Origin of the sequence: Vibrio sp. LB10LO1 (assembly GCF_010092875.1) — a bacterium.
Lineage (GTDB): Bacteria > Pseudomonadota > Gammaproteobacteria > Enterobacterales > Vibrionaceae > Vibrio > Vibrio campbellii.
This window is the reverse complement of the sequence record NZ_JAADJW010000033.1, coordinates 1-14,743: the sequence shown is the minus strand read 5'-3', so window position 1 is coordinate 14,743 and position 14,743 is coordinate 1. Positions and strand designations below refer to the sequence as shown.

Below are 14,743 nucleotides of genomic sequence, written 5' to 3'. Positions count from 1 at the left end.
AAATACATCATGTCAGACATTTTATCTTCATTGGCTTACCTAACAGGTAAGCCAGTTGCATCTGCAAAAATCAAAGCGCAACCAGAGCACTTTCAGGTTCGCGAAGATTTAGGTTTTGCCTTTACGGGTGAAGGCGAGCACTTAATGGTTCGTATCCGTAAAACAGGTGAGAACACCAGTTTTGTTGCTAACGAACTAGCAAAAGCCTGTGGTGTTAAGTCGAAAGACGTTAGCTGGGCGGGCCTTAAAGACCGTCATGCTGTGACTGAACAATGGCTAAGTGTGCATTTACCAAAAGGTGAAACGCCAGACTTTTCAGCATTTTTGGCGCAATACCCAAGCATCGAAATCCTTGCAACGGATCGTCACAATAAAAAACTGCGTCCTGGAGACCTAGTAGGGAACGAGTTCGTGGTGACTTTGTCTGAAGTGACAGATGTAGCGGATGTTGAGCAACGCCTTGAAAAAGTGAAACAAGTGGGTGTGCCGAACTACTTTGGTAGCCAGCGTTTTGGTAACGATGGCAACAACCTTGAAGAAGCACGTCGATGGGGACGCGAGAACGTTCGTACCCGTAATCAAAACAAGCGCAGTATGTACCTGTCAGCAGCTCGTTCCTGGATCTTCAACCGCATTGTTTCCGCTCGCCTGGAGAATGGTGTGTTTGACAAGTTCATCGATGGTGATGTGGCACAGACAGCTTCTGGTACTCAGTTAGTTGACGCAAGCAACATGGCTGCTCTACAAGCGCAATTTGCTCAAAGCCAAGTGGCGATCACTGCTGCACTGGCGGGTGATAACGCGCTACCAACTCAAGCGGATGCGCTAACCTTAGAACAACCGTTCTTAGATGAAGAACCAGATTTGATGGCACTGATTCGTGGTAACCGCATGCGTCACGACCGCCGCGATATAGCACTCAAGCCACAAGACCTAGCTTGGACGGTCGATGGCAATAACATCACGATGACATTCTCGCTGGATGCGGGTTCATTTGCGACCTCAATCGTGCGTGAGTTGGTCATCGAAGAAAAGGTAGAAAGAGAATATTAATGGAAATGGATTCACACAACGCGAAGCCATTAAGAATACTGCTCAGCAATGATGACGGTGTTCATGCTCAGGGAATTCATGCGCTTGCTGATGAGCTAAGAAGCATTGCTGAAGTGACGATCGTTGCGCCGGATAGAAACCGCTCTGGTGCTTCTAACTCATTGACATTAGAGCAACCACTGCGTGTTACCGAGATAGCGCCGAAGACCTTCTCTGTGCAAGGTACACCAACAGACTGCGTGCACTTTGCGCTGAACGAGTTGATGAAAGATGACCTGCCAGACCTCGTGCTGTCAGGCATCAATCACGGCGCAAACCTAGGTGATGACGTGTTGTACTCCGGTACGGTGGCAGCTGCGATGGAAGGGCACTTCCTTGGCGTGCAGGCGATCGCTTTTTCTCTAGTCGGTAAACAACATTTTGAATCGGCTGCTAAAATTGCTCGCCAGTTGGTTGAGCAGCATCTGATTCGCCCAATTCCAACCAACCGTCTATTGAATGTGAACGTCCCTGATCTTCCGTTTGAAGAGCTTGGTGAGATTGAAGTGACTCGCTTAGGTGCGCGTCATCACGCTGAGAATATGATCAAGCAGAAAGATCCGCGTGGACATGATATCTATTGGCTCGGTCCTCCGGGCAAAGAGCAAGATGCCGGTATCGGTACGGACTTTTACGCGATTGAACATGGCTTTGTTTCAATCACGCCACTGCAAGTCGATCTCACTGCTCATGAGTCGCTGCGCGCAATGGACAGTTGGTTAAAGGAAGAGAATTAATGATTAACCCACATGCTGACAGGTTGATAGCATTTCTTATCTCCAGTGGCATCAGTGATCAACGAGTGTTGGATGCGATTTATCGACTGCCGCGTGAGAGCTTTGTCTCACAAGCAATGATGCACCAAGCGTACGACAACAATGCGTTGCCGATTGGTCAGGGGCAAACCATTTCTCAGCCTTACATCGTTGCAAAAATGACAGAGTTGCTCGATTTGAAATCGGACAGCAATGTTTTAGAGATTGGCACGGGCTCGGGCTACCAAACAGCAGTCCTTGCTCAAATTGTTGATCATGTCTATTCAGTTGAACGCATTAAGTCTCTGCAATGGGATGCTAAGCGTCGCCTGAAACAACTGGATATCTATAACGTCTCTACTAAACACGGAGATGGTTGGCTCGGATGGGAAGCGAAAGGCCCGTTCGATGCGATTATCGTCACTGCGGCTGCGGAAAGTGTTCCCCAAGCACTTTTATCCCAGCTGAAAGAGGGCGGTAAGATGATCATTCCTGTTGGTGAAGAAGAGCAACAACTATTAAAAATTGAACGTCAGGGTGAACAATATCTGTCGACCGCGGTAGAAATGGTAAGATTTGTGCCATTAGTTGCAGGTGATTTAGCTTAAGGGTTAAAGACTAGGTGAAGAAGTTATTACATCGTTTTGGTATTAGCTGTTTGTTGGCTGCGGGACTGGTTGGTTGCGCGGCTCACTCACCTGCACCTGTTTCTAGCTTAAACAAAGATTACTCAGCGGTTGAACGTGGCAGCTATAGAGGGAGTTATTACGAAGTAAAGAAAGGTGATACCCTTTATTTTATTGCCTACGTCACAGATAAGAATGTAAATGATCTTGTTCGTTACAATGAATTGTCTGCGCCTTACACGATTTTTCCGGGGCAGAAGCTAAAACTTTGGGCCCCGAAATATGTCGCACCTAAATATGGCCATAAAGTGGAACCCGTTGTAGCTCCGGTAGTTGCGGCGAAACCTGCTCCAGTGACTAAAACATCAACAGCGTCAAAGTCGTCAAATTCAAGTAAAAGCTCTACTCAACAACCCAAGCCAACTACGACTCAAGTTGCACAAAAACAGCCGCCAAAGAAGGTTGAACAATCCAAATCAAAGGAGTATGTTGGGTCAAAAGGTAACCAAAATGTTAAACCAAAACCACCAGTAACTACGGCGAAAAACGACAAAGTATCTAAGTGGTTATGGCCAACAAAAGGGAGAGTAATCAAGAACTTCTCAGCGGGAGAACAGGGAAATAAAGGCATCGACATCGCAGGACAGCGTGGTCAGCCTATCGTTTCAACCGCAGCCGGCACAGTTGTGTACTCAGGTAATGCGCTACGAGGTTATGGCAACCTAATTATAGTGAAGCATAACGACAATTATTTAAGCGCATACGCACACAATGACAGATTGCTGGTTTCAGAAGGACAAAGTGTTAAGAGCGGACAAAAAATTGCGACCATGGGTAGTTCAGGTTCTAAATCCGTCAAACTTCACTTTGAAATTCGCTACCAAGGTAAGTCAGTGAATCCAAAGCGCTATTTACCTTAAAACTTTGAATAACAACTTGCGACATCATTTAGCGACATATTGAGTTGTCATGTCTTGCTAACTCGCCAGGGGGAGGCGTTATGAGTATCAGCAACACAGTAACCAAAGTTGAAGAGTTCGAATATGACAATGCATCAACGGAAGGCATTGCTAACAACGAGCTTGAAAAAACATCCAACCGAACCAAAACAGCAGCACGCGAAGAATTCGACGCGAGCAGCAAGAGCCTAGACGCTACTCAGCTTTACTTAGGCGAAATTGGTTTTTCACCTCTACTCACGGCAGAAGAAGAAGTACTTTATGCTCGACGTGCGCTGCGTGGCGATGAAGCTGCTCGCAAACGTATGATCGAAAGTAACTTGCGTCTTGTAGTGAAGATCTCTCGTCGATACAGCAATCGTGGTCTAGCACTTCTTGATCTCATTGAAGAAGGTAATTTAGGTCTGATTCGTGCGGTAGAGAAGTTTGATCCAGAAAGAGGCTTCCGTTTCTCAACTTACGCGACGTGGTGGATTCGCCAAACGATAGAACGTGCGTTGATGAATCAAACTCGTACAATCCGTCTGCCAATTCATGTGGTTAAAGAGCTGAACATTTATCTGCGTACTGCGCGTGAACTTTCTCAGAAGCTCGACCATGAACCAACAGCAGAAGAGATTGCTGCACAGTTAGATATCCCAGTAGAAGACGTAAGCAAAATGCTTCGCCTTAATGAGCGCATTAGCTCTGTCGATACACCGATTGGTGGTGACGGCGAGAAAGCGCTACTGGATATTATTCCTGATGCCAACAACTCGGATCCTGAAGTTTCCACTCAGGACGATGACATCAAATCTTCATTGATCCATTGGCTAGAAGAGCTGAATCCAAAACAGAAAGAAGTGCTAGCGCGTCGTTTTGGTCTGCTTGGCTATGAGCCATCAACACTTGAAGAAGTGGGACGTGAGATTGGTCTAACACGCGAACGTGTTCGTCAGATCCAGGTGGAAGGTTTACGTCGACTACGCGAGATCTTGATCAAACAAGGTCTGAATATGGAAAACCTGTTCAACGTAGAAGACGACTAAACAAAGACCGCTGTAGAGGCGAATTCAGAATAAACAAAAGGCTATGGGTGACCATAGCCTTTTTGCGTTTTACAGGATCACTTCAGAAACTAGAGCATCTTCTTCAAGCGGTAAAGTTCTTCCAATGCCTGACGCGGCGTTAGATCGTCAGGATCGATGTTCGACAGTGCTTGTTCAACATCACTAGGTTCAGGAATTAGGCTGAGTTGATTTGCCACATCAACAGTACTCGGACGAGGTGAGTCAGTTCCTTGACCTAATTGTTCAAGCTGCGACAGTTTGTGACGTGCGTTCTTGATGACTGGCTTTGGAACGCCCGCTAAACCAGCAACTGCTAAACCATAAGACTTGCTTGCCGCGCCTTCTTGTACTGCGTGCATAAAGGCAATGCTGTCACCGTGCTCTACCGCATCAAGGTGAACATTGGCTAGATTTGGCAGTAGGTTTGGCAGCTCAGTCAGTTCGAAGTAGTGCGTTGCGAACAGCGTCATAGCGCCAATTTGAGTTGCAAGCCATTCAGCACTTGCCCATGCCAAAGACAGGCCATCGTAAGTACTGGTACCGCGACCGATCTCATCCATTAGCACCAAGCTGTTCTTGGTTGCGTTGTGAAGAATGTTGGCTGTTTCAGTCATTTCTACCATGAAGGTTGAGCGACCAGAGGCCAAATCATCAGATGCACCGATACGAGTAAAGATACGGTCTAGAGAGCCAATATGAGCTGATTCTGCAGGTACGTATGAACCAATGTGAGCCATCAAAGCAATCAATGCGGTTTGGCGCATATAGGTCGATTTACCACCCATGTTTGGACCAGTGATGATCAGCATTTTACGGTTTGAACTAAGCTCAATCGGGTTGGCAATAAATGGTTCGCTAGTCACTTGTTCAACGACAGGGTGACGGCCGGCTTGAATGCTGATGCCCGCTTCTTTATCCAAAGTTGGGCGGCAGTAATCAAGTGAATCTGCACGCTCGGCTAGGTTTTGTAGTACGTCTAACTGAGAAATCGCCGAAGCAAGGTTTTGCATCTTCTCAAGGTTTGGCATCAACAAATCAAACAGCTCTTCCCACAGTTTTTTCTCAACTGCTAGCGCTTTTGATTTAGAGTTCAGTACCTTGTCTTCGTGCTCTTTCAACTCAGGAATGATGTAGCGTTCAGCATTTTTCAGCGTTTGGCGACGTACATAGTGTGGTGGAACCAAGTGGCTTTGACCACGACTAACCTGAATGAAGAAACCGTGTACAGCGTTGTAGCCAACTTTTAGGGTGTCGATACCATGACGTTCGCGTTCGTCAGCTTCGAGTTTTTCTAGATACTCGGTTGCGCCGTCTGCAAGTTTGCGCCATTCATCAAGCTCAGCATTGTAGCCCTCTGCAATCACGCCTCCTTCACGAATAACCACTGGCGGGTTTTCTTTGATTGCGCGCTCGAGTAAATCACATACCTCATCTAATGGTGCAGCAAACTGAGCCAGCTTTTTAAGGTATGGGTGAGCTAGAGAAGAAGTCACAGCTTCCAACTCTGGCAGTTGCTGCATCGCATGGCGCAGACGAGCCATATCGCGCGGACGTGCCGAGCGAAGTGCCAAACGAGCGAGGATACGTTCAATATCACCAATTTGTTTGAAGATTGGTTGAATGTCGGTGAACAAGCTTTGATCTTTGATTTCACCAATCGCATCAAGACGGTTGTTAAGGGTATCAACACAGCGCATTGGCTGGTGCAACCAACGTTTTAGCATACGGCTGCCCATTGGGGTCGCACAGTGATCGAGCACTTCAGCTAGCGTGTTATCAGTGCCGCCTGATAGGTTTTGCGTCAGCTCTAAGTTGCGACGTGTAGCGGCATCAAGAATGACAGAGTGATCTTGGCGATCAAACGTCAATGAACGAATGTGCGGTAGGGCAGTGCGCTGAGTATCTTTTACGTATTGGATCAAACAACCCGCAGCACACAGACCGAGTGAAGCATGCTCAACCCCAAAGCCTACCAAATCGCGCGTACCAAATTGTTGGTTCAATTGCTGTTTAGCGGTATCTAGCTCGAACTCCCAGACCGGGCGACGACGGTTACCGTTACGGTTCGACATCAAATGTACGGGTTCAAAATCTTCTGGGAAGAGTAACTCACGAGGTGCGGTGCGTTGCAGCTCTGCGGCCATCGCTTCTTCGGTTTCCGGCTCGACTAGTTGGAAACGCCCCGAAGTTACATCCAATGTCGCGTAACCGAATTTACCATTATGATGGTAAATCGATGCAATCAGGTTATCGATACGCTCGGACAGCAGCGCTTCATCAGTCACAGTACCAGGCGTAACAATGCGTACTACTTTACGCTCAACCGGGCCTTTACTTGTTGCTGGATCGCCAATCTGCTCACAGATCGCCACAGACTCACCAAGCTGAACAAGTTTAGCTAGATAACCTTCTACCGCATGGAATGGAACACCAGCCATCGGGATAGGTTCACCTGCCGACGCACCACGTTTGGTCAACGAAATATCAAGCAATTGAGATGCGCGTTTAGCATCGTCGTAGAAGAGTTCGTAGAAGTCGCCCATGCGGTAAAACAGCAAGATTTCTGGGTTCTCAGCCTTTAGCTTGAGATATTGCTGCATCATCGGAGTGTGTTTTTGTTCAGCTTTCACAGGTAAGTACTTTTGTTTATTTCCGTAGCGGCTTAGGATACGTGAATCCCTATCAAGTAAAAAGAGACAAAGGGCATTTTTGGCTATGGAAAGAGCAACAAAATTGAGTGCCGATTTAGGCGCATTATTGGCTAAGCACGGACATGTTTTAACGACGGCAGAATCATGTACAGGCGGTGGTGTTGCAACCGCCATTACTGACATTGCTGGTAGTTCAGCGTGGCTTGATCGCGCGTTCGTCACTTACAGTAACGAGGCTAAAATGGAGATGCTTGGCGTACAGGCTTCAACATTAGATGTGCATGGTGCAGTGAGTGAGCCAGTTGTGATTGAAATGGTGCAGGGCGCAATTAGAAACTCAAATGCCACCATCGGCGTATCCATCAGTGGTATTGCAGGCCCGGGAGGAGGCAGTGAAGAGAAACCTGTCGGTACAGTCTGTTTTGCTTTTGCTGATAACCAAAGTTGGCAGCAAGTAGAAACCATGCATTTCACTGGTGACCGTGCAAAAGTTCGCAAAAAAGCGGTCGAGCATGCACTGACTCAATTGCATCAACATCTGCTCTAGAATTTCTGAAATTGTTTTAGCCCAGCGTTGATAAGGGCTAGAGCAAATTATGGCTATAGGTCAGCCAAATTTTTTTCATACAGGTATAGACACTGTATGAATCAACAGTATAATAACTTTCATTGCTGAGCAGTTCTTCTGCTTAAGAAAAATGAATTACTATTCGTCGCCCAAAGAAGATGAATAAATCGGAGAAAGTAATGGACGAGAACAAACAGAAAGCGCTCGCCGCTGCGCTAGGTCAAATTGAAAAGCAATTCGGTAAAGGCTCTATCATGCGCCTTGGTGATAACCGCGCAATGGACGTAGAAACCATCTCAACGGGTTCTCTTTCTCTTGATATCGCTTTGGGTGCTGGTGGTCTACCAATGGGTCGTATCGTAGAAATCTACGGTCCAGAATCTTCAGGTAAAACAACGCTAACTCTTGAACTTATTGCTGCTGCGCAACGTGAAGGCAAAACTTGTGCGTTTATCGATGCAGAGCACGCTCTAGATCCTGTATACGCAAAGAAACTTGGCGTTGATATCGATGCACTATTGGTTTCTCAGCCAGACACTGGTGAGCAAGCGCTAGAAATCTGTGACGCACTTGCACGCTCTGGTGCGATTGACGTTATGGTTGTCGACTCAGTTGCAGCACTAACACCAAAAGCAGAAATCGAAGGCGAAATGGGCGACAGCCACATGGGTCTTCAAGCACGTATGCTTTCTCAAGCGATGCGTAAGCTAACGGGTAACCTAAAGCAATCTAACTGTATGTGTATCTTCATCAACCAAATCCGTATGAAGATTGGTGTGATGTTCGGTAACCCAGAAACAACGACTGGTGGTAACGCACTTAAGTTCTACGCTTCTGTTCGTCTAGATATCCGTCGTACTGGCGCAATCAAAGAAGGTGACGAAGTAGTAGGTAACGAAACGCGCATCAAAGTTGTTAAGAACAAGATTGCAGCACCGTTTAAAGAAGCAAACACGCAAATCATGTACGGCCAAGGTTTCAACCGTGAAGGCGAACTGATTGACCTAGGCGTGAAGCACAAGCTAGTTGAAAAAGCGGGTGCATGGTACAGCTACCAAGGCGACAAGATTGGCCAAGGTAAAGCAAACGCTTGTAACTACCTACGCGAAAACCCAGAAATCGGTAAAACTATCGATGCTAAACTGCGTGAAATGCTACTTTCACCAGCACTACCTGAAGCACCAGAATCGGGTGAAAAATCAGAGCAAGAAGAAGAGTTTTAATCTTCTGATTGAATCATATTGAACAAAGCCCTGCTATGCGGGGCTTTGTTGTATCTGCTGAAATCAAAACCGAAAAAACAAAGGTTAGATTAATATCAATTAGAGTAGGTAAGCGATCAGAACTAGCGCGTCAGTAAGCTAGAGTGAGCGGTTGTTTACTACGATTGTTATAGAGCCTGTACAGCAAAAACAGTTTTAGGATCACCATGTACCAAAAGCGTCAAGCGCCGACCTTATCCAGCAAAGAAGCGGCTATCCAATTATTAAGCCGTCGAGATCATGGGCAATACGAGTTATACCAAAAGTTAGCTCTAAAAGGTTATGAAGAAGCAGACATCGAAGCGGCCATTAATTTTTGTCTCGACCATAATTATTTGGATGATCTGCGTTATGCAAAAAGCCAAGTGCGCCAGCATGTTTACAAAGGTCACGGTGAGCGTCGCATTCGTCAAGAATTGAACCAAAAGCGTGTCGCAGAATCCATCATTGATATGGCGATGGCAGAAGAGCCACAAGACTGGTTTGAACTGGCAAGAATGGCTGCAGAGAAGAAATTCAAAGGAATAAAAGCCAAAGACCAGAAAGAGTACGCTAAACAGGTGCGATTTCTGCAATATCGTGGCTACAGTTTTGACCAAATCAGCTATGCGCTGAGCTTTGAGGACGAAGATTAGCGGTGAATGGTTCACGCTGATTTTTGTTTTGCTTCAAATTTTTTCTTCTCCCCCCTCTTTTCCGTAAGAAAACTAGTCGTAGCTGATTGCATGATCTACAATACGGCAAAATTCTAACTCGACTATTTTCAGGAAGAGCTGCATGTACATGAGCACTGATGAGGTTCGTAACGCGTTCCTCAAGTTCTTTGAGAGCAAAGGACACCAAATCGTAGAAAGTTCATCGTTAGTTCCACATAACGACCCAACCCTGCTGTTCACAAACGCGGGTATGAACCAATTTAAAGATTGTTTCTTAGGCTTAGAAAAGCGAGCCTACACTCGAGCGACTACGGCTCAACGTTGTGTACGTGCTGGTGGTAAACACAACGACCTGGAAAACGTTGGCTTCACTGCTCGTCACCACACATTCTTTGAAATGCTAGGTAACTTCAGCTTTGGTGATTACTTCAAAGAAGACGCGATTGCTTTCGCATGGGAATTTCTAACTGAAACTCTTAAGCTGCCAGCAGACCGTCTACTAGTAACGGTTTACGAGACAGATGACGAAGCATTCGATATCTGGAACAAGAAAGTAGGCGTTCCAGCAGACCGCATTATCCGCATTGGCGACAAGAAAGGTGGTAAGCCATTTGAGTCAGACAACTTCTGGCAAATGGGTGACACGGGTCCTTGTGGTCCATGTACTGAAATCTTCTACGATCACGGTGAGCACATTTGGGGTGGCCGTCCTGGCACACCTGAAGAAGATGGTGACCGTTTTATCGAGATCTGGAACAACGTATTCATGCAGTTCAACCGTCAAGCAGACGGCACTATGGAACCGCTACCAAAACCATCGGTAGATACGGGGATGGGTATCGAGCGTATCTCTGCAATCATGCAGGGCGTTCACTCAAACTACGAAATCGATGTATTCCAAGCTCTTATCAAAGCCGCTGCTGAAGTGATCGGTTACGAAGACCTATCAAACCAATCGCTACGCGTTATTGCTGACCACATCCGTTCATGTTCATTCCTGATCGTTGATGGCGTGATGCCTTCAAACGAAGGTCGTGGTTACGTTCTACGTCGCATCATCCGTCGTGCAGTTCGTCACGGTAACAAGCTGGGCGCACAAGGTGCATTCTTCCACAAATTGGTTGGTGTACTAGCTGACATCATGGGTACGGCTGGTGAAGAGCTGAAGCGTCAACAAGCTGTGGTTGAAAAAGTATTGCGTATCGAAGAAGAAAACTTCGGTCGTACACTTGAGCGTGGTATGGCGATTCTAAACGAAGCGCTAGATAACATTTCTTCGCAAGGAACGGACGGTAAAGTACTAGACGGCGAAACCGTATTCAAACTTTACGACACTTACGGCTTCCCAGCTGACTTAACTAACGACGTTGCACGTGAGCGTGAGTTCGCTATCGACGAGGAAGGTTTCGAGAAAGCGATGGAAGAGCAGCGTCAACGTGCACGTGAAGCAGGTAACTTCGGTACTGATTACAACGCAGCAATCAAAGTTGATACGCAAACAGAATTCTGTGGTTACACAGGCACTAAAGGCTCTAGCTCTGTAGCAGCGATGTTCGTTGAAGGTAACGAAGTAGAATCACTATCTGCAGGCGATAAAGCAATCATCGTACTTGGTGAAACACCATTCTACGCTGAGTCAGGCGGTCAATGTGGTGACGCTGGTGAAATCCGCACTGAGTCTGGTGTATTCCGTGTTGAAGACACTCAGAAGCTAGGTAACGCAATCGCGCACCACGGTGTGATGGCTGAAGGTGTGCTAGCGAAAGGTGACGAAGTAGCAACTATCGTTGACGCCGAGCGTCGCGCAGCTATCTCTCTAAACCACTCAGCAACGCACTTGCTACACGCAGCGCTACGCCAATTGCTTGGTGAGCATGTTACTCAGAAAGGCTCACTAGTGAAGGCTGATGGTCTACGTTTCGACTTCTCACACCTAGAAGCAGTAACTGCAGCTGAATTAAAAGAAGTTGAGCGTCTAGTCAACGCGCAAATTCGTCGTAACCACGTGATTGAAACCAACGTGATGGACATTGAGTCTGCGAAGAAGAAAGGCGCAATGGCATTGTTCGGTGAGAAGTACGACGACGAAGTACGCGTACTGTCTATGGGCGATTTCTCGACTGAGCTTTGTGGTGGTATCCACGCTTCAAGCACTGGTGACATCGGTCTATTCAAGATCACATCTGAAGGTGGTATCGCAGCAGGTATCCGCCGTATCGAAGCGGTAACGGGTGAAGGTGCGCTAGACGCAATCGAAGCTCAAGCGGCTAAGTACGAAGAGAAACTGGCTGAATCAGCACAGAAAGCGAAATCTCTAGAGAAAGAAATCCAAAAACTGAAAGACAAGATGGCAGCAGCAGAAAGCGCGAACATCATGGGTAAAGTACAGGATATCAACGGTACTAAAGTACTGATTGCAGCTCTAGAAGGCGCAGATAACAAGAACCTACGTACTATGGTTGATGACATCAAAAACCAAGTAGGTAGCGGCGTTATCCTTCTTGCAAACGTGAACGATGACAAGATCGGCCTGATTGCAGGTGTAACCAAAGACCTTATCGGCAAAGTGAAAGCGGGCGACCTAGTTAAGATGGTTGCTGAGCAAGTTGGTGGTAAAGGTGGCGGTCGTCCAGATATGGCTCAAGCAGGTGGTACCGATGTTGCGGCGCTACCTGCGGCGATTCAGACTGTACAGCCTTGGCTAGAAGAACGCCTATAATTATTTAAAACACATCTTACGCTCAATCAATGTTCTTTGATTGGGCGTAATTTTTTTATGATAACCAAGTGGTTTAATTGACCGTATTTTAACCAGGTCATTTACGCTGCTTGGTTTTTGTTGTAACTACCGCTTATATAATTTCAACTAGTGGAATATGAGTGGTCCTAATGAGACTTTGGTCTTGGGAAGGTGAAGACTGGTGAAAAAGCCCCTTATCGTGCAAAAGTTTGGCGGAACCTCGGTGGGTTCAATTGAGAGAATCCACCAGGTAGCTGAACACATCATTAAGGCGAAAAATGATGGTAATCAAGTTGTCGTAGTTGTGTCTGCAATGTCAGGCGAAACAAACCGATTAATGGACCTAGCTAAACAAGTAGATAGCGTTCCTACGGCTCGAGAACTTGATGTTTTGCTCTCTGCTGGTGAGCAAGTGTCGATGGCACTGCTGGCAATGACTCTGAATAAATTGGGTTATGCTGCGCGCTCACTTACCGGAGCACAGGCGAACATTGTGACGGACAATCAACACAATGACGCGACGATTAAACACATTGATACTTCTACGGTTATGGATTTACTTGAGCAAGACCAAATCGTCATCGTAGCAGGCTTCCAAGGTGTGAATGAAAATGGGGATATCACCACATTAGGTCGAGGTGGCTCAGATACGAGCGCAGTGACACTGGCTGGTGCGTTAAGCGCTGATGAGTGTCAAATCTTTACCGACGTTGATGGTATTTATACTTGTGATCCACGTGTAGTAAAAAACGCTCAAAAGATGGCGGTGATTGATTTCCCCTCGATGGAAGCAATGGCCAGTCGTGGAGCGAAAGTGTTGCATCTCCCTTCTGTGCAGTTTGCATGGAAGAATAATGTACCGCTGCGCGTGCTTTCTACATTTGATGTGAATGAAGGCAGTTTGGTAAAAGGAGAAGCAGGCTTAAAAGCCGTCTCTGGTATAGCCATTCAACGTGACCTTGCCATGATTGAAGTCGACAACGAACATTTGTCTAGCATTACAAAGCAATGTCAGATGTTGGGTATCGACATTTGGAATGTGATCGAGGAAACAGATCGAACAGGTATCATGATAAAACAAGATGCATGTGCCAAGTTGGATCTGGTGTTCAGCGATAAAATCCGTAATAGTGAGGCTGTAAGCCTGTTGACCGCTGTGGGGCTTGAAGCCAATGGAATGGTTGACCACGCCTGCGAATTGTTGGCACAGCAAGATATTGCGATCAATTTCTGCTCAACGAATGCACTCACTATGATGCTAGTCTTACCACCTGAGTGTGTGGATGCAGCAGCAAACATTCTTCATGATGCTTACGTCACATCTAGCGAAGCAGTAAACATTCAGCAAAAACATGCCTTTTTGGGCTAATTTTCGGTCACAAGGTAGTTTACGAAAATATAACTTTTGTTGGATAATAGCTTTGTAGCAAGAATATTTAGAGATTACTCAAGGAGCAAAGAATGCTAATTTTGACTCGCCGCGTAGGCGAAACACTGATGATTGGTGATGAAGTGACTGTAACTGTACTAGGTGTTAAAGGTAACCAAGTACGTATCGGCGTTAACGCTCCGAAAGAGGTTTCTGTTCACCGTGAAGAAATCTACATGCGCATTCAAGCTGAAAAGGGCAATGGTAACGTTGCTTCTGGTAACTACTAAGCCGCTCCTGTTTACAGAGCTTAGTTTGAATGAAAAAGGCTAGCCGATGGGCTAGCCTTTTTAGTTTCTAATTAATGTCATTTTTTAAGAGAAGACTCTCTTTTTTTCATCATAATAGGGTGGTAAAGTTTGTTTAATAGTCACTTTGATTAAATCCGCATCGGTTAAGCGATTTTTGCGTTTTTTTTCAAAGAAAGTGTTTGACATATTTTCGGTAAAACGTAATATGTGCCTCCGCAAGACGGTGAGGTGGCCGAGAGGCTGAAGGCGCTCCCCTGCTAAGGGAGTATACGGTTTATCCCGTATCGAGGGTTCGAATCCCTCCTTCACCGCCATTCTTGCAACGTTGATTTATCAACAAAAAGTGCGTCCTTAGCTCAGCTGGATAGAGTACCTGGCTACGAACCAGGCGGTCGGAGGTTCGAATCCTCCAGGACGCGCCATATCTCTTCTGAGATATAACAATGAAAACGGTGAGGTGGCCGAGAGGCTGAAGGCGCTCCCCTGCTAAGGGAGTATACGGTTTATCCCGTATCGAGGGTTCGAATCCCTCCTTCACCGCCATTCATTGACTGGCCCGACGGCCTTTTTTTTGTTTCGTAAGAAATGAATGTGATTTACTTCACAACTTCCTAGCAAGAAGATCTGCGCGTCCTTAGCTCAGCTGGATAGAGTACCTGGCTACGAACCAGGCGGTCGGAGGTTCGAATCCTCCAGGACGCGCCA

Annotated in this window: 12 protein-coding genes and 4 tRNA genes; 15 read left to right on the top strand and 1 reads right to left on the bottom strand. The window is 46.4% G+C overall.

The window, feature by feature from the left end; translation table 11 throughout:
- Positions 1-9: 9 nt before the first annotated feature.
- The 5 genes from truD to rpoS all read left to right on the top strand — a co-directional run bounded on the left by truD (position 10) and on the right by rpoS (position 4,460).
- Positions 10-1,053: a tRNA pseudouridine(13) synthase TruD gene (gene truD / locus GXP65_RS19575; protein ID WP_077200201.1), complete on the top strand. Its 1,044-nt coding sequence runs from the start codon at positions 10-12 to the stop codon at positions 1,051-1,053.
- On the top strand, positions 1,053-1,829 hold the full coding sequence (surE, locus tag GXP65_RS19570) for a 5'/3'-nucleotidase SurE (protein WP_005531673.1): 777 nt from the start codon (positions 1,053-1,055) through the stop codon (positions 1,827-1,829). Before truD ends, surE begins: the two co-directional genes overlap by 1 nt.
- Complete coding sequence (locus GXP65_RS19565; protein WP_162093529.1) at positions 1,829-2,455, top strand: protein-L-isoaspartate(D-aspartate) O-methyltransferase; 627 nt, start codon at positions 1,829-1,831, stop codon at positions 2,453-2,455. The genes surE and GXP65_RS19565 overlap by 1 nt, the downstream gene beginning before the upstream one ends.
- Before the next feature lie 14 nt (positions 2,456-2,469).
- Positions 2,470-3,393 carry a peptidoglycan DD-metalloendopeptidase family protein gene (locus tag GXP65_RS19560; RefSeq protein ID WP_162093528.1) on the top strand — a complete coding sequence of 308 codons (924 nt, stop codon included), beginning with the start codon at positions 2,470-2,472 and terminating at the stop codon, positions 3,391-3,393.
- Between the two features lie 80 nt (positions 3,394-3,473).
- Positions 3,474-4,460, top strand: coding sequence for an RNA polymerase sigma factor RpoS (rpoS, locus tag GXP65_RS19555; protein ID WP_005425361.1), 987 nt, complete (start codon positions 3,474-3,476; stop codon positions 4,458-4,460).
- 89 nt (positions 4,461-4,549) lie between these two features.
- On the opposite strand, the gene mutS is transcribed toward rpoS, so the two are convergent.
- Positions 4,550-7,111, bottom strand: coding sequence for a DNA mismatch repair protein MutS (gene mutS / locus GXP65_RS19550; RefSeq protein ID WP_162093527.1), 2,562 nt, complete (start codon positions 7,109-7,111; stop codon positions 4,550-4,552).
- 85 nt (positions 7,112-7,196) lie between these two features.
- Here mutS and pncC point away from each other — a divergent pair, with 85 nt between their 5' ends.
- The 10 genes from pncC to GXP65_RS19500 all read left to right on the top strand — a co-directional run bounded on the left by pncC (position 7,197) and on the right by GXP65_RS19500 (position 14,743).
- Positions 7,197-7,679 (top strand): nicotinamide-nucleotide amidase, encoded by a 483-nt coding sequence (gene pncC / locus GXP65_RS19545; protein WP_103412692.1) that lies wholly within the window; start codon positions 7,197-7,199, stop codon positions 7,677-7,679.
- Positions 7,680-7,879: 200 nt separating this feature from the next.
- Positions 7,880-8,923 (top strand): recombinase RecA, encoded by a 1,044-nt coding sequence (recA, locus tag GXP65_RS19540; RefSeq protein ID WP_005425359.1) that lies wholly within the window; start codon positions 7,880-7,882, stop codon positions 8,921-8,923.
- Positions 8,924-9,129: 206 nt separating this feature from the next.
- On the top strand, positions 9,130-9,597 hold the full coding sequence (gene recX, locus GXP65_RS19535; RefSeq protein ID WP_005425358.1) for a recombination regulator RecX: 468 nt from the start codon (positions 9,130-9,132) through the stop codon (positions 9,595-9,597).
- Positions 9,598-9,739: 142 nt separating this feature from the next.
- Positions 9,740-12,337 (top strand): alanine--tRNA ligase, encoded by a 2,598-nt coding sequence (gene alaS / locus GXP65_RS19530; RefSeq protein WP_050919026.1) that lies wholly within the window; start codon positions 9,740-9,742, stop codon positions 12,335-12,337.
- Between the two features lie 202 nt (positions 12,338-12,539).
- Positions 12,540-13,727: an aspartate kinase gene (locus tag GXP65_RS19525; RefSeq protein WP_005425356.1), complete on the top strand. Its 1,188-nt coding sequence runs from the start codon at positions 12,540-12,542 to the stop codon at positions 13,725-13,727.
- A 92-nt stretch (positions 13,728-13,819) separates the two neighbouring features.
- Entirely contained in the window at positions 13,820-14,017 is a 198-nt protein-coding gene (gene csrA / locus GXP65_RS19520) for a carbon storage regulator CsrA (RefSeq protein WP_004415691.1), read from the top strand.
- Between the two features lie 243 nt (positions 14,018-14,260).
- Positions 14,261-14,352: transfer RNA gene (locus GXP65_RS19515), tRNA-Ser, on the top strand.
- Positions 14,353-14,383: 31 nt separating this feature from the next.
- Positions 14,384-14,460 (top strand) — tRNA-Arg (locus tag GXP65_RS19510).
- A gap of 29 nt (positions 14,461-14,489) precedes the next feature.
- A tRNA-Ser gene (locus GXP65_RS19505) sits at positions 14,490-14,581 on the top strand.
- Between the two features lie 85 nt (positions 14,582-14,666).
- A tRNA-Arg gene (locus GXP65_RS19500) sits at positions 14,667-14,743 on the top strand.